The organism is Leclercia tamurae (assembly GCF_025566055.1).
GTDB lineage: Bacteria > Pseudomonadota > Gammaproteobacteria > Enterobacterales > Enterobacteriaceae > Enterobacter > Enterobacter tamurae.
Map to the genome: position 1 here is coordinate 153,137 of NZ_JAMHKS010000076.1, position 18,957 is coordinate 172,093.

The following is an 18,957-nucleotide window of genomic DNA, read 5'->3' on the forward strand; positions in this document are numbered from 1 at the left end:
CGGAGGTAATCAGATGACGTTAAATCTCTTTTCACAGCTGCCTGGGGCGGGCGAGCGCCATGAGGCTGAGATCTTCGATGCGTTGCTTGTTGCGCCGGGGATCAAAATTGAGCGCATCGTTTCCACCGGGCAGGCCAGCCCGCCGGAATTCTGGTACTGCCAGGATGAAAACGAATGGGTGGTCGTGCTGCGCGGTTCGGCGTGGGTAAAATTCCAAGCGGAAGATGACATTCGGGTGCTGCGTGCGGGGGATGCATTGCATATTCCCGCGCGCTGTCGGCATCGAGTGGAGTGGACCAATCCCGATGAGCCGACGGTTTGGCTGGCGGTGTTTTATGGTGGGCATGGTGACGCTTAGGATGTAGATAATTACCGTCTGTTAACGCAACGCGTGATTCCTGAATATCTACATCTAATCCTGGTTTTTTCGTGCCGCTGATCGAGGTTAGCTACGGCTGTGCCCTTCACGGTTAAGCAACGCTTCGGGGAATAATGAACTAGCCACACCGATCAAAAGGTATTCCAGAAAGGTTAACCTTGTTGGACCAAACTCGGGCCAAATACCAGTATCATTTTTGTTCCATGCCTTACACCAGAACCATATATCTTTTTTTAATTGTGGTCTTTCAGCGGGATAAGAAACAAACAGACTATCTGCCCACTGCTGGTACTTCAGCGTGACGTATTTAGTCTCATGTCCAGGCAACACGGATGCGCTCAGGTCTCCGATATGGTACTGATAGTTATCTCCCCACCGGGCAAACTTATCTTTAACCCGGGCCACATCTTTTATATTGGCTGAAATCGGATTACTACGTCCTTTTGATTCGGCTTTACCAATATAAAGTGGAATGACATCATCATTTTCACGTGTAAACATCATGTAGATGAGGCCATCAAACTGATCTCGTTTGTGCGAAAGATCATCTAGTAAAATTTTTGTCTGAGAAAGAACCATAGATTCCATCGGTTCACTGCGCGAGAGAATACTTCTGAATGAGTTTTTCCCTATCTTCCGGGTACGCACAATAGACTCATGGTCTACATCGAACAGCGGTGTACTGTTCTGAATGATTTCCTGGCGGTGGCAAAAAGCATCCCATAACGCTTTACGCTGCCCCATTACATATTGCGTCAGCATCTTTGAATCACTGTTGAAAAATCATTACTTACCATCATCAAATGATACCATCGTTAGGTAAATCAAACCAAAACATCAATATGGTAAATAATGATAATCAGTCAAAGTGGCTATGGGCTCGTCACCCTCAATGCCGTTGAGCTCATCAATCAGCAATTATCTCCGACCGAAGCGTGGTCTCGCGCTGTAGCAGGAAAGGAAAAAGGCTGTCCCAAATCAGCATTTTTGGGTTTATGTCAGTTTGGCTGGGTGAAAGGTGTTCGACCCGGAGAGTATCTTTCTGCACGTGCATTGAACGGGCCTAATAAAGATTATGCAATCCGGGCTGCCCGGCTTGTACTGGCTGATTCTGAAAGTATTTACACTCCTCGCCAGTTGTGGACATTGAGCACTGTTGCTCTTATCCAGCCTGCGGCTAACCATAATCAGCAAATGAATGTTGTGCTTGCACTTAAAGAGGCGGGATTGCTTATAGAAGGAACAGTTCCTTATTAATACGTATAAGTCCAAACCGGATACATACCGGTATGTTTGCTTACAAGCATGTATTTCTTGCGCAAGGATAAAATTTCAGGCACAAAAAAACCACCTTTCGGTGGTTTCACGACACTGCTTATTGCTTTGATTATTCTTCTTTTTCCCATGGTAGCCGGAGTGGGACTTGAACCCACACAGCGCGAACGCCGAGGGATTTTAAATCCCTTGTGTCTACCGATTCCACCATCCGGCCTCGGGAAGAAAGTGGAGGCGCGTTCCGGAGTCGAACCGGACTAGACGGATTTGCAATCCGCTACATAACCGCTTTGCTAACGCGCCTTAAATCTTTTGTCTTGCGACTGACACCCGCAAATGCGACTGTCTTAAATTTGGAGCGGGAAACGAGACTCGAACTCGCGACCCCGACCTTGGCAAGGTCGTGCTCTACCAACTGAGCTATTCCCGCAATCACCAAGTCATTATGCTAATCACTTGATTTTCTTATCGACTAACGAACCGTGCCGTCGTTCGATGCGTTGCATTCTACTTACCTGACGCTTTGAGTCAACGTTATTTTTCTTAACTCAGGATCGTTTGCTGAAAATTACGGCGAAACGATCACTGATCAAGCAAATCGCCGCGTGCAGCGTTCAAATATTGCAACATAGACCAGAGCGTCAGCACAGCTGAGACCATAAACAGAGCGATGCCGGCCCACTCTACCCACTCGTTTGGACGCCACAGCATCCACACCAGCGCGGCCATTTGGGAAGTGGTTTTCACCTTGCCGATCCAGGAGACCGCCACACTGCTGCGTTTGCCCAGTTCGGCCATCCACTCACGCAGGGCCGAGATAATAATCTCGCGGGCGATCATGGTCGCGGCAGGCAGTGTCACCCACCAGGTATGGTAATGCTCGACCACCAGCACCATGGCGATGGCGACCATCACCTTGTCTGCTACCGGGTCGAGGAAGGCGCCAAAACGGGTGCTCTGGTTCCAGCGACGCGCCAGATAGCCGTCAAACCAGTCGGTGACTGCCGCAATGAAAAAGATCAATGCACAGGCGAAAGGTGCCCAGACGAAGGGCAGATAAAACGCCAGCACAAAGAAAGGGATAAGGACGACGCGGAAAAGCGTTAACAACGTAGGGATGTTTAATCGCATAGTGACGGTAACTGTTTGTTGTCAGTAATTATTAGCCCTATGTTGCTACAGAGCCCTCAATGTTTCAACGAGTAGTAGATCTTTTCTGCCAGCCCTTGCGAAATACCCGGCACTTTTGCAATTTCCTCCACGCTGGCGTTGAGTAATCCTTGCAAACCGCCCATGTATTTCAGCAGCATCTGGCGACGCTTTGGCCCGACCCCTTCGATCGTTTCCAGCGTACTGGTGTTTTTCACTTTCGCGCGTTTTTTACGGTGGCCGCCAATCGCGTGATCGTGCGACTCATCGCGAATATGCTGGATAACATGCAGCGCAGGCGCATCCGGCGGCAGGCTAAAGCCCTCCCCTTCCGGCTCCAGGAACAGGGTTTCCAGCCCGGCTTTACGGTCGGTACCTTTTGCCACGCCCAGTAACAGCGGATGATGCTTATCCCAGGGAACGTCCAGTTCGGCGAATACCGATTTAGCCTGGCCGAGCTGCCCTTTACCCCCGTCAATGATAATGACGTCCGGGATCTTGCTCTCTTCGATGGCTTTACCGTAGCGACGGCGTAAAACCTGATTCATGGCGGCATAGTCATCGCCAGGGGTGATGCCGGTGATATTGTAGCGGCGATATTCCGCGCGCAGCGGCCCGTTGGCATCGAACACCACGCAGGAGGCCACGGTCTGCTCTCCCATCGTGTGGCTGATGTCGAAACACTCCATCCGTTTCACTTCCGGCAGCTGCAGCGTCGTCGCCAGCGCGGCAAGACGCTGATGAATGGTCGACTGCTGCGACAGTTTGGTGCTCAGGGCCGTCGCCGCATTGGTGCGCGCCAGCTTCAGGTAGCGGGCACGATCGCCGCGCGGTTTAGTCTGAACGTTCACCTTACGCCCCGCCAGTTCCGACAGCGAATCGGCCAGCAGCGTCTTATCGCTCAGATTAAAATCGAGCAAAATTTCCGACGGCAGGGTACGCATCTGGCTACCCTGAAGATAGAACTGGCCGACAAAGGTCTCCACCACTTCGCCCAGTTCGGTGCCGCCCGGCACTTTCGGGAAGTAGCTGCGGCTGCCCAGCACCTTGCCCTGGCGGATAAAGAGCACATGGACGCAGGCCATGCCCGCATCAAACGACACGCCAATCACATCCAGGTCATCACCATTGTTGGAGACAAACTGTTTTTCCGTGACCCGACGCACGGCCTGAATCTGATCGCGGATCCGCGCCGCCTCTTCAAAGTTCAGCGCCTGGCTGGCCTTTTCCATACGGGCAATCAGCTGGGTCAGGACCTGATCGTCTTTCCCGGCGAGGAACAGACGCACATAGTCCACCTGCTGCGCATACTCCTCTTCGCTGACCAGCCCTTCCACGCAGGGCCCGAGGCAGCGACCAATCTGATACTGCAGACAGGGGCGGGAGCGGTTGCGATAGACGCTGTTTTCGCACTGGCGAATCGGGAAAATCTTTTGCAGCAGGGCCAGGGTCTCCCGCACGGCATAACCGTTAGGGAACGGGCCGAAGTACTCGCCTTTCGCATGTTTGGCGCCACGATGGGTCGCCAGCCGAGGATGAGTATCGCTGCTGAGAAAAATAAACGGATAGGATTTGTCATCGCGCAGCAGCACGTTGTAACGCGGCTGATACAGCTTGATGTAGTTATGCTCCAGCAACAGCGCTTCGGTCTCTGTGTGGGTCACAGTGACATCGATCTGCTGGATCTGGGCGACCAGCGCCTCTGTTTTGCGGGAAGCAAGATTGCTGCGGAAATAGCTGGAAAGTCGCTTTTTGAGATCTTTCGCTTTTCCGACGTAGATAACCGTCCCGCCGGCGTCATACATCCGGTAGACGCCTGGCTGGCTGGTAACGGTTTTCAGGAAAGCACTGGATTCAAACACATCACTCACTGACTAATTAGGGTCTCGGCATTGCACAGACCATGACGGATGGCCAGGTGAGTGAGTTCAACGTCGCCATGGATGTTCAGTTTACTGAACATACGATAGCGGTAGCTATTCACCGTTTTCGGGCTGAGATTAAGCTGCTCGGAGATCTCATTCACCTTTTGGCCTTTGGTAATCATCAGCATAATCTGCAATTCGCGCTCAGACAAACTTGCAAAGGGTGATTCGGTCTTTTCTGGCTCAATCTGGCTGAGGGCCATCTGCTGCGCAATATCGGACGCGATATAGCGCTGCCCGGAAAACACGGAGCGGATCGCATTAACCATCTCCTGGGGGGCGGCACCTTTACTTAAATAACCGGAAGCGCCCGCCTGCATCACTTTTGCAGGAAGGGGATTTTCAGTGTGAACCGTCAGCATGATCACTTTGGTATCAACCCAGGTACGCGCGATTTTGCGCGTCGCTTCCAGGCCGCCAATCCCAGGCATGTTCATGTCCATCAGGACAACATCAGCGGTATTTGACCGGCACCATTTCACGGCGTCTTCACCGCAGCAGGCCTCACCAGCCACTTTAATACCTTTAATATCTTCAAGAATGCGTCGTATCCCTGCGCGCACCAGTTCGTGGTCATCAACAAGAAGGACGTTGATCAAAGGAAATTCTCCAGAATAGGGATAACGGCTACAGACAGTTATTTCGGCATATATTAACGGTTTTTATCCGAAACTGAAAACGTTAAAAAATGCATATCGCCGATATTGCTCCCTTTTTTGGAAATTAACTTGTACATCAACTGGAAACTGGAGCCTTGTGCAATGCGGCTTCGGTCTCTTTTTTCAGGCGGATGTTTTCAAAAACTTACAAAGTTTACAGCGCATATAATGCTGTTAAAATACACCTTTTAAATTTGTAACAATAATTAACCTCTTGCCTACCTTCTACAAACAATTAACCCACACTAAAGTCTTAGAAAAATCAGAGTTAATGTTTGTTCAATTGAATAAACTAAACGCGAGAAAGTACAAAAAACAAGCACTGCGTTTTTCCTGACGGCTTGTGATATACTCCGCCGCCTTAACTTTGATCTATGCGCAAAAGCGCTGTTTTTATCATGAGGAAAATAAATGAGCACACCTGATTTCGCCACTGCGCAGAATAATCAAGAACTGGCACAGGAAGTCTCCTGTCTGAAAAACCTGCTGGCTCTGATGCTGCAGGCGATGGGCCAGGCGGACGCTGGCCGTGTGATCATTAAGATGGAACGCCAGATTGCTGAGATGGAAGACCAGGCTCAGGCCGCGGTATTTTCCGGCACCGTTAAGCAGATCAAACAAGCTTACCGCCAATAAAACAAAAACGGCTGAACGCAGTGCATTCAGCCGTTTACTCGCCTGCCACGCAGAACAGAAGTGTAGTCAGATAATCCCCGTCGCTGCCGCATAGCATGCGATCTGCGTCTTGTTCGGCGCATTGAATTTCTTCTGCATATTTTTCTGATGGAAGTTAACCGTATTTTCAGAAATAGAAAGAATGATCGCTATTTCTGCCGAGGTCTTCCCTTCCGCTGTCCATTTAAGAATCTCTTTCTCGCGCTTGCTGAATTTCATCTCAGGTGGCATCACCATTTCATGTTGCAGCCGTAGCAGCGTGGTCAACGCCAGTTGCACCAGAATTTGCAGACGTAATTCAACCACTTCATTCGCCAGGATATTCACTGGCAGACTGGTACTGGAGACCGAAAGGAAGCCCATCGCATGATTAGGTAGCATCAGGCATTGGGTGATTCCTTTACGCAGCCCGTGGTCGCGCGCGCCGTCCCATAAGGGTTGCGCCTCTGAGAATAAGGCATCGTTCCAGGGTAAATGCCCGTGAACGAAATTTTCGGGTTTGAGCACCGGATCGATGGCGAAATAATTCTCTGCCTGATACTGGGCCATCCACTGTTGCGGATAGGTTGAATGTACCGAGACTTTAGGCCGCGTGAAAGGCACCGGATGACGAACGCAGAGGGAGAAGAAATCATAGCCCAGGTTCTGTGTTTGTCGTTGAAGTTCGGGATATACCTCGTCGGCAGAAGTCATCTCCTGAAAACGTAGGAAGCAGTCCCGCCGCCATGTGAAAAAATCTAAATCCTTCATACTGACTGAATTAAGCCCCTGTAAAAGATAATCATTATTATGGATTCTTAAACTAACACATAAATCTTATTTATATGTATAAAATATCGTCTCAAGGATAATTATCTACACATTTTATGTACTTAGGGCGGCAATAACCGGATAAAATCAGGGGAGCATTCATATATGGAGTGAATATATTGCTCCGGTGAATATTTCCGGAGCAATTAAGAACAAATATGCTATTGCATCAGGAATTTTTCGAGGAATTGCCGGGTACGGGGCTGCTGAGGGTCGGCAAAGAGTGATTTTGCCGGCCCCTGCTCCACAATGCGACCCTGATCCATAAAAATAGCCCGGTCCGCCACATCGCGGGCAAAGCTCATCTCATGGGTGACGATCACCAGGGTGCGTTTTTCCTGCGCCAGCTGACGAATGGTGTTCAGCACCTCCCCCACCAGCTCCGGATCCAGCGCCGAGGTCGGTTCATCAAAAAGAATAACGTCAGGACGCATCGCCAGCGCCCGGGCAATGGCCACACGCTGCTGCTGCCCGCCGGAGAGACGACGCGGATAGCTGGTCTCCTTGCCGGAAAGCCCCACCTTCGCCAGCAGTTCGCGGGCGCGGGCAGTGGCTTCATCTTTCGGTTCGCCTTTGACAATCACTGGCCCTTCAATGATGTTTTCCAGCACCGTGCGATGGGGAAACAGATTAAAGCTCTGGAAGACGAAGCCGACATGCTGACGCAAACGGCGAATCAAACTCTTTTGCTGGCTCAGGGGCTTGCCAGTATCAATGGTGATCTCACCCACGCGGATGGTGCCGCCTTCCGGATGTTCCAGCAGGTTAATACTGCGCAGCAGCGTGGTTTTACCGGAACCGCTCGGCCCGATGATGGCCACCACTTCGCCCTCCTGCACTTCCAGGTCGATGCCATGCAGCACCGTCTGGCCGTGAAACTTCTTCACCAGGTTTTTAACGTCGATAGCACTCATTTCGGATCACGCTCCTGGCGGTTTAGCTGGTTTTCAAAATAGTTCTGCAGCGCCGACAGCACCGTCGCCATCACCCAGTAGATCAGCGAGGCGGCCAGATACATGGTGAAGACCTCCAGCGTGCGCGAGGTAATCAGCTGCGCCTGGCGGAACAGCTCCGGTACCTGAATGGTGGCCGCCAGCGAGGTGTCTTTCACCAGGCTGATAAAGCTGTTGCTTAGCGGCGGCAGGGCTACCCGTGCGGCTTGAGGCAGAATGGCCCGGCGCAGGGTTTGCCACGGGGTCATACCAATACTGGCTGCGGCTTCCCACTGCCCTTTTTCAATGGAGGAGATCGCCGCACGCAGAGTTTCCGAAGTATAAGCCGCGGTGTTAAGCGACAGGCCGATCATCGCCGCCGGGATCGGGTCGAGCTCGATACCAAACTGTGGCAGGCCGTAATAGATCATAAACAGCTGGGCAATCAGCGGCGTGCCGCGAAATACGGAGATATAAAAACGTGCCAGCCAGCGCACCGGCAGCAGCGTTGACATGCGCATCAGGGCCAGGATAAAGCCCAGCACCAGACCAAAGAACATGCCGCCGATACTCAGTTGCAGCGTAAACACCGCACCTTTCAGCAGGTAAGGCAGCGAATCCATCACCAGTTGAATACTTTCTTGCATTATGATTTTTCTGCCTGTGATTTAGACGTGAGGATGGTAGGCAAAGAGTGCCGGCGCCCCGCCAGTATGAATAAACAGGATCGGCCCTTCATCTTTGAAGCGCTTCTGGCTGATGCCGTCGATAAGGCCAGCCATCGCTTTACCGGTATAGACCGGATCCAGCAGGATACCTTCCAGACGCGCCAGCAGTTTCACCGCCTCGGTGCCTTCCTCATTTGGGGTGCCGTAGCCCGGCGCGAAGTAGTCATCCCACAGGATGATATCGGCACTGGCGCTCACTTCCAGTTGTTCGGCCACCGCCTGTTGCAGGGTGACCACTTTCGGTTTTTGCTCGGCAACGCTGCGTGAGACGGTGACGCCAATCAGTTCGACGTTGGGCATTAACTGCTCCAGCCCGACCGCCAGTCCGGCATGGGTGCCGGCGCTGCCGGAGGCGACCACCACCGAGGAGATGTCCGCCGCCCCTTCACACTGCTGGGCGATCTCCAGCGCGCTTTCAACGTACCCCAGGGCACCCAGCGCGTTCGAACCGCCCACCGGGATCACATAAGGACGGAAGCCCTGAGCTTCGACGCGGGTGGCCAGCTCATGCAGCTGCGCCACAGGGTCGATCAGCGCATCACACATTTCTATCTGCACATTGAACAAGTCCAGCAGCAGACGGTTGCCGTTGCTGAGGTAGTTTTCTGCCCGCGTGCCAATCGGGTTTTCCAGCAAGGCGATGCAGTGCAGGCCCAGCTTTGCCGCCACGGCCGCGGTCTGGCGCACGTGGTTGGACTGGATCGCCCCTGCGGTAATCAGCGTGTCGGCCCCTTCGCGCAGGGCATCTGCCGCAAGGAACTCCAGCTTGCGCAGTTTATTGCCACCCATCGCCATGGGCGTCACGTCATCACGTTTGATGAGGATGTCGCGCCCGAGGTAGTCCGATAAGCGCGGCAAATACTCCAGTGGCGTCGGGGCGCCAATAAATTCGAGGCGCGGAAAACGCGTTAGATTCTGTAATGACATGAAAACCTCCGTAACCCTGTCTAAGTCTGTCTTTTTTTATTATGCACGTTGCTGGCGAGGAAATAAAAAAGGCGCTTTGATAAGCGCCTTTTTTTGCATTCAACTGCTTACTTTGTGACGTCTGCCCCGAACCATTTCTCGGAGAGCGCCTTCAGGGTGCCGTCTTTCTGCATCTCAGCAATGGCCCCGTCGACCGCTTTCACCAGATCGTCGTTGTCTTTGCGGATCGCCACGCCAGCTTCCTGACGGGAGAAGGCATCACCGGCAACGGCCAGAGTGTCTTTAGTTTTCTTCACCAGATCCAGCGCCGCCAGACGGTCAACCAGAATGGCATCGATACGGCCTACGCGCAGATCCTGGTATTTGGTCGGGTCATCATCATAGGTACGAATATCGACGCCCTGCACGTTCTGGCGCAGCCACTCTTCGTAGTTGGTCCCCAGACCAACACCGACTTTTTTGCCTTTCAGATCGGCGGCAGATTTAATCGAGCCTTCGTTGCCTTTCTTCACCAGCGCCTGGATACCGGAGACGGTATACGGGGTGGAGAAGTCATATTTTTTCTTACGTTCGTCAGAGATGGTGACCTGGTTAATCACCACATCAATACGTTTGGAGTCCAGCGAGGCCAGCATGCCGTCCCATTTGGTCGGCTTCAGCGACGCTTTCACGCCGAGGTGTTTCGCCAGCTCTTCAGCGAACTCCACTTCAAAGCCGGTCAGTTTGCCGTCGTCACCCTGATAGCTGAACGGAGGATAGGTGCCTTCCAGCCCAACCAGCAGCGTGCCGCGCTCTTTGACTTTATTTAACAGACCTTCTGCCGCGAACGTTTTGACGCTCATACCGGCAACCAGCGCAACGGCCATTACACCCATCAGCGCCTGACGACCCAGAAGTGCAAATTTCATACTTACCCCGATATCATTGGAATTTTGAGTGTAGTGTAGGGCGTTCGGCCGCAAGGTCAAACACGACTCCGCTACATGTTATTCATTTTTAATATATATCAGAAGTTGTTTCGCGGTGGACTTTCTGCTTCGGCGACACCGGCATTTGCGTTTTAAATTGCGCGTACTTGCGCAGCGCGATCCGGTAGTTATTGGTGCTGGTTGCAGGCAGCCATGGCTCCAGATTTTCATCCAGATCGCCGTTAGTCAGTAACTCAGGAGAGATACGCTGCGTGGTCAGATGCTGGCCCAGGCGACGCAGACGCACGACATATTCGCGCACCGTGCCATGGCTCATCTCTGTTTGCTCAAACAGGAATTGCTTGAAGCCGATGATATCGAAAAAGTCGCTCTGCTCTTTGCAGTGCAGATCGCCACAAAAACGACATAACGCCACCCACTCCTTCTGCTCTTCCAGCCATCCGGCTTCATCCAGCAAAGTATCGAGGCGGGAAATCGCAATTTTATTGACGATTTCGCCGCGACGAACCAGCGTGATGCGATCGAGCAGCTTATGGCAATGGGCGCAATGCGTCTGGCTGTGTTTAAAGTCTTTCAGGTAGCGGCTTAATGGCCGTCTTTTAGATTGCTGCACCGTCATGATAACTCCTGGTTGTCAATACGTTGTGCGGCACTTAACGGGTGATAAGGATCACCTATAACTTACCCAGCTTGGTACGTAAGCGTTTAATGGCCTGGCTGTGCAGCTGGCTAACCCGCGACTCCCCTACTTCCAGTACAGCGCCAATCTCCTTGAGATTGAGCTCCTCCTGGTAATAGAGGGTCAACACCAGCTGCTCGCGTTCCGGTAAAGCTTCGATGGCTTCCATCACGCGCTGGCGTACATTGCCTTCCATTAACTGGTGCAATGGGTTTTCCTGCTGATGATCGTCCGTCACCAGTTCGATGCTATCGCCATGCTCTTCGCGCCACTCATCATAAGAGAAGAGTTGGCTATTATTGGTATCGAGCAACATCTGGCGATAGTCAGCCGTGGAGATCCCCAGACGCTCCGAAACTTCAGTTTCCGTCGCGTTACGTCCGAGCTCTTGCTCCAGCTGCCCCATTGCTTGCGCTACTTCGCGTGCATTGCGTCGGACGCTGCGCGGCACCCAATCCCGGCTGCGCAGTTCGTCCAGCATCGCACCACGAATACGCTGTACTGCGTAAGTCGTAAATGCCGTTCCTTGCAGAGCGTCGTACCGGTCAACTGCATTCAATAACCCGATACCGCCCGCTTGTAGCAGATCGTCCAGTTCCACACTCGCCGGTAGCCGCACCTGAAGCCGCAATGCTTCATGTCGCACCAGCGGAACATAACGCTGCCACAGCGAGTGTTTATCCATTACACCTTCAGCGGTATAGAGTGAATTCACGATAAACAGCCCTGCGTTAGTTGAGTTATCGGCATGATTATCCGTTTCTGGAGGGGTTTTAATCGTGTGAATAGGGGGGGATTGGGGGGTTATTTTGAAAGTTAAGCTAAATGGCGAGGTATTGCATCAAGAATGCAAAAGCTAGCCTTCCTGCCTAGCAGACTCATCAGGAAATGAGCCTGTCAGCAATTCTTTCAAAATACTCGAATATCGGAAGTGTTCGCTCATAAGTTCACCGAACAAAATAATAAAATGAATCATTACCAATTTCCAGCATTTAATTGATATACTTATTAAGTATCTTTAACTGCCATGTTAATAAAAATTTCTAATGGCTCTTGTTTCGGAAAGAATTTAAATCAGCTATCACTCTGCCATTCATCAACCGCATTTTATAGGCTTTCGGTAACTTTTAATATTAAAGTGGGCGAGACGTCTACGCTATTCATGTCAATTAGTGTGGTGGCCACTTAATTCTCGAGCTTACTCTTAGTCTATAAAAAATTTAGCTGCCTATCTGCGTGTTCTACTACTGAGTTTAATTAACCACTTTAAATTCAGAAGTATTTTCACGGCTATGTGTTATATTCAATTCGATCTCTCCATCCTCGCTCAGAAATCATTTGGATATGTAACCATTACGGATTTTCAATCTGTTTTGACGGTTTTTTATCACCAACATGACCTGTTAACTCTACGTTGAGAGCCATTGTAATGATAATGCCATCAGCATAGCTGCAAAGTGATTAAGGCAGCTCCGGTATTAACTTCTTTAGCCAATCATACCGCAAGGACTCTAAGTCATAAATCACCCGTATGAGCCTGTCTCTGTTGTTGTAGTGAACAAATCAAAAACAGGCATTTACGCAATTTCAATTAAATCATCAAAATTTTAAATCACTACTAAAAAGAGATGGGGATTTATTTTTTAAAACGAGTTATAAAAGCATTAACATCTGACATGAGATATTTTATGCTATTATCAATTTCCTCATCACTCCAGTTCCACCATTGAATCTGAAGCAACGCATCAATTATATCATCGCAATGCCTCATACGTAATAATTTTGCAGGATTCCCACCGACTATAGAATAAGGTCTAACATCTTTTGTAACGACACTATTCGCAGCAATAATAGCACCGTCACCGATATTAACACCAGACATGATTGTGGCATTTTTACCAATCCACACATCATTACCAATCTTTACGTCTCCCTTAGTGTCATGATCTTCTATATAATCTCTTCGAGCTCCCGGCCAAAATAGCGATAAAGAAGAAAATGGATAAGTGGTCGCTGTATTAGTGACATGATTTCCCAATATTATAGTCACTCCAGGGCCTATGGAGCAGAATTTGCCAATTCTAAGACCTGCCATTCTTGCCTCCATAACTGAGGGGGTACCATAAGTATGGTTTCCTACCTCCCAACGAAATTGCTGAATGTTGTCCTTAAGCGTCGATCTTGTCAGCATTGTATTTACATCTAGGGAATCATAACTAAAGTCTATCTGTTTAAGCTTATGCTTAATTTTCCACTCAGGAACCAGTAAAAAACAACCTTTAAAAGTCAACTCTCCATTTTCAAGAAATGGCTTTCCAAATGCTGTGCTAGCCTGCCCATTTTTCGCATAAAAAAACAACTCTCCATTAATAATTTTCCATGTGTACTCATTTTCGTTATAGTGACCACTTATCTCACCTCCTTCAAGAAGACGAATTGGGTATATCATATAACTCCCATCCTCTCGTGACATTTTAAAGTGCAGAGACGACAACTCTCGCATTAACTTCTTGATTTTAATATCATTATTTAAAGTCATTTAACTTCCTAAATTTATTTATCACATATATAAAATGTTAGGGCATACTATAAACCAATAGTAATTTTTATACGCATAACCTCTTTTTTGAAAAGAATAACCTTTTGCAATATTTAAAAAGTGCGCAAAGAAAATGCCAAACTTTTACAAGCCCGATATACATTTTTCTGCCATATGAGTTTTAACTGTTCAGCAATATACAACGTCAACATGACGTCTTAGTCAAGAAACGGCCTCTCAGTTAAGCACTCTTATAAATTTAATTACCCTTTAACTCAAGCAGTATTAAACTCTCGTAAAAAAAGAACGAATCCACTAAACGGAATAAACGTACAAAAAAAATTTATATACGTATCATATCGACCATTTCCAGCGACAAACTAATTTGCATAATAATACCAAAACAATATGTGTTAATAATCGTGTAATGTGCAAAAAAAATGTCTTTAAAATGCATTTACACGATTTCTCCATACATATCTAAATATACGAAAATCAAGTTATTTCACTTCAGATAACCAGCCGTGGCGCCATTCATTAAGCCCTTCATCACGCAGATACCAGTCGCGATGAATCTGCTCACGCAGTGCATCTCCCTCCGTCACGCGTAATGTCTCATCGTTGATATAGGTCATAATCGCGTTCATCCAGTCTTTAAAACGATTATCAACCAGCGTAACGGGCAGTCCACAGCGATAAGGTTCAATGTTGGTAGCAATGATTGGCACACCGCAGGTTCCGATTTCAAGCAGTCGCAGGTTGCTCTTGCATTCATTAAACTGGTTGATTTCCAACGGCACCAGCGCGAGATCTAGGTTCAGGCTTGACAGTTTTTCTGGATACATCTCGAAGGGAACACCGGGGTGGAATTCGCATTTCACATTGTCCGGCTTCATTCCCATAAAGACCCACTCCACCTTATCTTCAAGCGCTTTGATAATCGGGCGCAGGATCTCCAGATCGCCCGCATGGGTGCCCCCCCCTGCCCAACCGACGCGAATTTTATTACCCGTACCGCGCGCGCTAAACAAATGGCCCCACTGCCGGGTCGCCAGACGGTTCTGCGCAACACGAATATCCGGGTGGTATTCGCTGTAGGCCTGCTTCAGGGCGTGTGTGGAGACTACTACCCAGTCTGCCGTCTCGAGAACACGACGGAAATTCTTCACAATACTTTGCGGGAAATGCGCCCGGTTGCCGTTTTTTATCGGCAGATTCAGCAAATAATCGTCATATTCAACGACGATTTTCGCGTCGCAGACCTGACGGTATTGCTCAATGATGGAAGGGAAACCATTCCCCGTAATCAGCTCCATCAGAATGATATCTGGCTGCAGTTGCGCAACCTCCATTACCCCTGACGTCCCGAGGCTCATCCCCCCCTCAAGCAGCAGATTCTCTTCCATTGCTTTAAACGGCTGAATGACGCGATGGTTACCGCAACCATACCAGTTAACATGATTTGCCAGCACTACAGGCAGCGGTCGTCCTGGCAACGCCTCCCTGAAACGTGCCGTTCCTTCGGAAAGAGTGAACAGTTTGCCCATTTTATGCAGGCTGGGGTGATACGCCGTATCGCTATGCAGCGCAGCGCCCCATTTAGCGCGCAGAGCGGAGAGAACACCCAGATCCGGCCGCGCAGGAACATTGAATTTCTCATGCATCAGACGCGACGCACCGCCCATATGCTCAACCCGGGCATAGGGCGTCCAGACGTTTAGATAGCCTTGCTGTTGCAGTTTCAGCCCCAGATCAACGTCACCAAAGTAAATCGGAAACTCCTCTTCGGAGAAGCCATTAGCGGCAATGAACACTTCTTTACGGATCATCATGCACGAGGCACTTACAGCCGTAACGTTGTGCGTAGCTTTCAGATAGTGAAGATAGCCGCTCTCGTTAGCCCCCTCAGGACCAAATGAAGGCTCAACCCCAAACTTTACGCCGACGGTATATCCGGCATGCTGCACGCGACCGTCTTTATATTCCAGCCGTGCACCGACCATACCCACTTCTGGGCGCAACGCCTGTTCAAGCATCGCATCAAGCCAGTCAGGATGCGTAATTGTAATATCATTATTTAAGAACAGCAGTACTTCGCCCTGTGCATACTGGGCCGCGAAGTTGTTAATGGCCGAGAAATTAAACGACCCGGGATAAAGTAGCACCTTGATGTTGGATAATTTCAGGTTTTCAAGCTGCATCACAAATCGCTGGGTGTCGTGACAAATAGAATCATTGTCGACAATGATCAGCTCATAACGGGTCCAGGCTGTTTTCTCCATCAATGTTTCTATGCAATTTTTCAACAGCGCGTAGTGATCCCGCGTCGGAATAATAATCGACACCAGCGGCTGCGCCGCCCAGCGGTAGCGCACCCTTTTCACAAAACTGCTTTCCGTCTCTTCCGCTACGGCATCAAGGTTCATTCGACGAAGATGCGCATTCACCACCAGCACATGTTCCGCCTGGATGGCTTTATTGTTTAACCAGTCGATGGTAGGTGATGGGGTGGAGTAGATAACCTCAGCCACCCGGCCAATCGCCGTCGGGCCAAAGTGTTCCATACAGCGGAACAGCGCATCATAGCCAGGCAATAGCGTCAGGCTGGTATCAAAACCGCCGATGTCCGCCAAAAATTCGCGCTGAAAGAGCATCACGCTACCCATATAAGGAAAGCTTCTGACTAAGTCGACATTACAGGCTGGCCGTAGCAGAACTTCATGCTCATCATATTCATCAATTTTCATCTCATCTGCGTACCAGATCTTCTGCTGGGGATGTCTGATTTGCTGTTCGGCCAGCAGAATCAGGGCATCCTCAAGCAGGCGTATTCCTGCGGGCAGGAACATCAATTTCTGATGGGCACTTTGCGTCACGAGAGTATTAAACTCGTGTGTCCAGGCTGCCGCACAGAAGCGGATTTTCACCCCTGCATGGGAAAAATCACGATTGGCCGTCAGAACCGTGACAGATTTAGCCGCCTCGCTTTGCACCAGCACAGAATCAATACTTGCGTGCAGCTCTGACGCATCATCCCCTACAATGACCACGCCGATATCATTGCTGCCAGGCACCGATCCAATGAAGGCTTTTAACGCCTGGGTACGGGCTTCACTGATTTTGCGATCTTTCAACCATTGCTGGATGCTGTAATCCTTAACTTTATCAGCTACTAAGGTTTTGGCGTGCAGCGTCAGATCGGTAATTTCTTTATCGCTCAGGCTAATCATGTCGGCTTCGGGCAACGCTTCCAGCAGGGCCGGTAAACGAAGGCTCAATAGCCACTGCTGGCGTAACCTATGGCTTTGTGAATCCACCCATTGACGGGCATTGTTATAACCCTGCAAAAGCAGTTCATACCACTCTTCCGGTTTAAACCTGGCTAATGAATTGGCGCAGGAAAAATGAAAATTCTGGTTTTCAGTAAAATTACTTTGCGTCAGGTAGCCTTCAACATAACCGCCCGCCGACAGGAACACAGGTACTGAAGAAGCGATCGCCATGGGTACGAAAGACTCACTGGCAATCACGACATCGTACTGCTGGAAAAAGGCGGGTGTCAGCCGTTCGGATAAGCTGTGTTGATCCAGCCAGTCAACTATAAGGCCTCTGTCTTCAAGAAACTGCTGAACTTCCTGCATCTCCGTCGATAATTCGCCACTGACATAGAGGATATTTTTGATCCCCTCTCGGTTGACCTGAACATCGGGCGCTGCGAAAGCGTCACCCAACGTCCATGGGAAATCGATCATTTTCTCTTGCGTAACGCCCGTTTCATTTAATTTACTGGTCGTAGATGCTGAGAGGCTCAACGAGGCCACAGCGATCCTATTTTCCAGTGCGGGACCATAAGGAATATACACGTCGGCATAATCAAAGAAATGACGGAAGACAATCCGCGAAACCAGTTGGCTATCAGCGATTTTCTCAATCAGTTTCTGGCTAAAAAAACCGTTATAGATCCAGATAACATCGTATGTCTCAGCCAGTGCGCCAGCCTTATCCGTCACCAAGGTAATCATGGGTTGTGCTTGCAACGCCAGTAACGCCGGTGCGGCATTTTTCAAAATACGAGCAGTGTTAACATCAACTGACCAGCCCTGCTTCAGCAATGCGTCTATCAAATCCAGAAGCTCGCTGGTCTGATGATCCAGTTTTGCCAATCGCTCAATGCTAATGAGAACCCTGCTCATTGATTTTCCTCATACAGGTGTAACTGTCGGCTCTGGCCTTAACAAGACAAGCGACAGGAGATAAATTTTCACGACTACATTGTCGTGCACTGATGAGGAAACGAATCTTTAAAAAAACGTACAGAATGGGGGGTATTTCGCGGGATCAAAAAAGGCATCCGAAGATGCCTTTTGACGAACAGCGTTGACGATTACCGCAGCAGAGATAGCATAGTCTGTGGAACCTGGTTGGCCTGCGCCAGTACCGAGGAACCAGCCTGCTGCAGGATCTGCGCACGAGACATATTCGATACTTCTGTCGCGTAATCAGAATCCTGAATACGGCTGCGCGCTGCAGACAGGTTGCTTACCGTGTTGTTCAGGTTAGTGATAGTGGATTCGAAACGGTTCTGGGATGCACCCAGCAGGCTGCGCTGAGTATCAACAGATTTGATCGCGTCGTCGATTGTTTTCAGCGCGCCGCTAGTTACCGAACCATCTGTTGCAGTTACAGTAGCAGTGAGAACGTCAAAGCCGCTAGCGGCAACTTTACGGTTACCCGTTGCGCTAGTATTGTCTTTTAAATCAGAGGCAGCAGTATAAGTGCCGCCGTTGCCAGTGGCAGCGGTGGAAGTCTGATACAGATCCCAACCGCTGCTCGCACCGATAGAAATGCTGATTTTTTCAGCATCTTTGGAGCCAACCTGGAAGGAATATGTTTGACCAGTTGCCGCGCCTGTGTTCAGCACTTTAGTTCCGTTAAAGTCAGTCTGTTTGGTCACGCGGTCAATCTCAGCCATACGCTGATTGACTTCAGACTGAATGGAGTCGATATCAGAGGCAGAGTTAGAACTGTTTTGCGCCTGAACGGTCAGGTCACGCACACGCTGTAAGTTGTTGTTGATTTCGCCCAGCGCGCCTTCAGCGGTCTGCGCCATGGAGATACCGTCGTTGGCATTACGTGCTGCAACGTTCAGACCATTGATGTTAGAGGTGAAGCGGTTAGCAATCGCCTGGCCTGCAGCGTCATCCTTCGCGTTGTTGATACGCAGACCGGAGGACAGACGCTCAATCGCAGTACCCAGAGAAGACTGAGATTTGTTCAGGTTGTTCTGAGTCATCAGAGACAGGGTGTTAGTATTAATAACAGCCATGATGTATTCCTTCCTTAATAGATAT

Annotated in this window: 17 protein-coding genes and 3 tRNA genes; 3 read left to right on the plus strand and 17 right to left on the minus strand. The window is 49.8% G+C overall.

The annotated features are described in order from the left end of the window. Positions 1-13 precede the first annotated feature (13 nt). Entirely contained in the window at positions 14-358 is a 345-nt protein-coding gene (locus tag M8318_RS16910) for a cupin domain-containing protein (protein ID WP_262663632.1), read from the plus strand. Positions 359-445: 87 nt separating this feature from the next. On the opposite strand, the gene M8318_RS16915 is transcribed toward M8318_RS16910, so the two are convergent. Beyond that, positions 446-1,141 carry a hypothetical protein gene (locus tag M8318_RS16915; protein WP_262663633.1) on the minus strand — a complete coding sequence of 232 codons (696 nt, stop codon included), beginning with the start codon at positions 1,139-1,141 and terminating at the stop codon, positions 446-448. A 90-nt stretch (positions 1,142-1,231) separates the two neighbouring features. On the opposite strand from M8318_RS16915, the gene M8318_RS16920 reads away from it, so the two are divergent. Next, the gene (locus tag M8318_RS16920) at positions 1,232-1,636 is read left to right on the plus strand and encodes a DUF6979 family protein (protein ID WP_262663635.1); all 405 of its coding nucleotides are present in this window, start codon (positions 1,232-1,234) and stop codon (positions 1,634-1,636) included. Between the two features lie 148 nt (positions 1,637-1,784). On the opposite strand, the gene M8318_RS16925 is transcribed toward M8318_RS16920, so the two are convergent. The 6 genes from M8318_RS16925 to uvrY all read right to left on the minus strand — a co-directional run bounded on the left by M8318_RS16925 (position 1,785) and on the right by uvrY (position 5,327). Next, positions 1,785-1,871, minus strand: a tRNA-Leu gene (locus tag M8318_RS16925). A gap of 12 nt (positions 1,872-1,883) precedes the next feature. After that, positions 1,884-1,957, minus strand: a tRNA-Cys gene (locus tag M8318_RS16930). Positions 1,958-2,008: 51 nt separating this feature from the next. Then, positions 2,009-2,084 (minus strand) — tRNA-Gly (locus tag M8318_RS16935). 152 nt (positions 2,085-2,236) lie between these two features. Then, the gene (pgsA, locus tag M8318_RS16940; protein WP_225758505.1) at positions 2,237-2,785 is read right to left on the minus strand and encodes a CDP-diacylglycerol--glycerol-3-phosphate 3-phosphatidyltransferase; all 549 of its coding nucleotides are present in this window, start codon (positions 2,783-2,785) and stop codon (positions 2,237-2,239) included. Positions 2,786-2,841: 56 nt separating this feature from the next. Further along, positions 2,842-4,674, minus strand: coding sequence for an excinuclease ABC subunit UvrC (gene uvrC, locus M8318_RS16945; protein WP_262663636.1), 1,833 nt, complete (start codon positions 4,672-4,674; stop codon positions 2,842-2,844). Then, positions 4,671-5,327 (minus strand): UvrY/SirA/GacA family response regulator transcription factor, encoded by a 657-nt coding sequence (gene uvrY, locus M8318_RS16950; protein WP_262663637.1) that lies wholly within the window; start codon positions 5,325-5,327, stop codon positions 4,671-4,673. The genes uvrC and uvrY overlap by 4 nt, the downstream gene beginning before the upstream one ends. A gap of 471 nt (positions 5,328-5,798) precedes the next feature. On the opposite strand from uvrY, the gene M8318_RS16955 reads away from it, so the two are divergent. Next, positions 5,799-6,023, plus strand: coding sequence for a DUF2594 family protein (locus tag M8318_RS16955; RefSeq protein WP_262663638.1), 225 nt, complete (start codon positions 5,799-5,801; stop codon positions 6,021-6,023). Between the two features lie 66 nt (positions 6,024-6,089). Here the strand turns inward: M8318_RS16955 and sdiA are convergent, their stop codons facing one another. From sdiA to M8318_RS17005, 10 genes are all read right to left on the minus strand, one after another. After that, positions 6,090-6,812 (minus strand): transcriptional regulator SdiA, encoded by a 723-nt coding sequence (gene sdiA / locus M8318_RS16960; protein WP_262663639.1) that lies wholly within the window; start codon positions 6,810-6,812, stop codon positions 6,090-6,092. A 221-nt stretch (positions 6,813-7,033) separates the two neighbouring features. Continuing rightward, a complete protein-coding gene (gene tcyN, locus M8318_RS16965; protein WP_262663640.1) occupies positions 7,034-7,786 on the minus strand; it encodes an L-cystine ABC transporter ATP-binding protein TcyN in 753 nt (250 codons plus the stop codon). Continuing rightward, positions 7,783-8,451, minus strand: a complete 669-nt coding sequence (gene tcyL / locus M8318_RS16970; protein WP_106993394.1) for a cystine ABC transporter permease — start codon at positions 8,449-8,451, stop codon at positions 7,783-7,785. Before tcyL ends, tcyN begins: the two co-directional genes overlap by 4 nt. Before the next feature lie 21 nt (positions 8,452-8,472). Next, positions 8,473-9,459: a D-cysteine desulfhydrase gene (gene dcyD / locus M8318_RS16975; RefSeq protein WP_262663641.1), complete on the minus strand. Its 987-nt coding sequence runs from the start codon at positions 9,457-9,459 to the stop codon at positions 8,473-8,475. A 107-nt stretch (positions 9,460-9,566) separates the two neighbouring features. Next, positions 9,567-10,367: a cystine ABC transporter substrate-binding protein gene (gene tcyJ, locus M8318_RS16980; RefSeq protein WP_106993396.1), complete on the minus strand. Its 801-nt coding sequence runs from the start codon at positions 10,365-10,367 to the stop codon at positions 9,567-9,569. Positions 10,368-10,455: 88 nt separating this feature from the next. After that, complete coding sequence (fliZ, locus tag M8318_RS16985) at positions 10,456-11,007, minus strand: flagella biosynthesis regulatory protein FliZ (protein WP_262663642.1); 552 nt, start codon at positions 11,005-11,007, stop codon at positions 10,456-10,458. 55 nt (positions 11,008-11,062) lie between these two features. Continuing rightward, positions 11,063-11,782, minus strand: a complete 720-nt coding sequence (fliA, locus tag M8318_RS16990; protein ID WP_032612078.1) for an RNA polymerase sigma factor FliA — start codon at positions 11,780-11,782, stop codon at positions 11,063-11,065. Positions 11,783-12,703: 921 nt separating this feature from the next. Next, a complete protein-coding gene (locus M8318_RS16995; protein ID WP_262663643.1) occupies positions 12,704-13,606 on the minus strand; it encodes a CatB-related O-acetyltransferase in 903 nt (300 codons plus the stop codon). Between the two features lie 500 nt (positions 13,607-14,106). Next, complete coding sequence (locus tag M8318_RS17000) at positions 14,107-17,799, minus strand: glycosyltransferase (RefSeq protein ID WP_262663644.1); 3,693 nt, start codon at positions 17,797-17,799, stop codon at positions 14,107-14,109. Between the two features lie 191 nt (positions 17,800-17,990). Next, positions 17,991-18,932, minus strand: coding sequence for a flagellin N-terminal helical domain-containing protein (locus M8318_RS17005; RefSeq protein WP_269468419.1), 942 nt, complete (start codon positions 18,930-18,932; stop codon positions 17,991-17,993). Positions 18,933-18,957 lie beyond the last annotated feature (25 nt).

Excerpts from the sequence above, each read along its gene's own strand:
- M8318_RS16910 (WP_262663632.1), top strand. The coding sequence starts at position 14 with ATGACGTTAAATCTCTTTTCACAGCTGCCTGGGGCGGGCGAGCGCCAT.
- M8318_RS16915 (WP_262663633.1), bottom strand. The coding sequence starts at position 1,141 with ATGCTGACGCAATATGTAATGGGGCAGCGTAAAGCGTTATGGGATGCT.
- M8318_RS16920 (WP_262663635.1), top strand. The coding sequence starts at position 1,232 with ATGATAATCAGTCAAAGTGGCTATGGGCTCGTCACCCTCAATGCCGTT.
- pgsA (WP_225758505.1), bottom strand. The coding sequence starts at position 2,785 with ATGCGATTAAACATCCCTACGTTGTTAACGCTTTTCCGCGTCGTCCTT.
- M8318_RS16955 (WP_262663638.1), top strand. The coding sequence starts at position 5,799 with ATGAGCACACCTGATTTCGCCACTGCGCAGAATAATCAAGAACTGGCA.
- sdiA (WP_262663639.1), bottom strand. The coding sequence starts at position 6,812 with ATGAAGGATTTAGATTTTTTCACATGGCGGCGGGACTGCTTCCTACGT.
- tcyN (WP_262663640.1), bottom strand. The coding sequence starts at position 7,786 with ATGAGTGCTATCGACGTTAAAAACCTGGTGAAGAAGTTTCACGGCCAG.
- tcyL (WP_106993394.1), bottom strand. The coding sequence starts at position 8,451 with ATGCAAGAAAGTATTCAACTGGTGATGGATTCGCTGCCTTACCTGCTG.
- dcyD (WP_262663641.1), bottom strand. The coding sequence starts at position 9,459 with ATGTCATTACAGAATCTAACGCGTTTTCCGCGCCTCGAATTTATTGGC.
- tcyJ (WP_106993396.1), bottom strand. The coding sequence starts at position 10,367 with ATGAAATTTGCACTTCTGGGTCGTCAGGCGCTGATGGGTGTAATGGCC.
- fliZ (WP_262663642.1), bottom strand. The coding sequence starts at position 11,007 with ATGACGGTGCAGCAATCTAAAAGACGGCCATTAAGCCGCTACCTGAAA.
- M8318_RS16995 (WP_262663643.1), bottom strand. The coding sequence starts at position 13,606 with ATGACTTTAAATAATGATATTAAAATCAAGAAGTTAATGCGAGAGTTG.
- M8318_RS17000 (WP_262663644.1), bottom strand. The coding sequence starts at position 17,799 with ATGAGCAGGGTTCTCATTAGCATTGAGCGATTGGCAAAACTGGATCAT.
- M8318_RS17005 (WP_269468419.1), bottom strand. The coding sequence starts at position 18,932 with ATGGCTGTTATTAATACTAACACCCTGTCTCTGATGACTCAGAACAAC.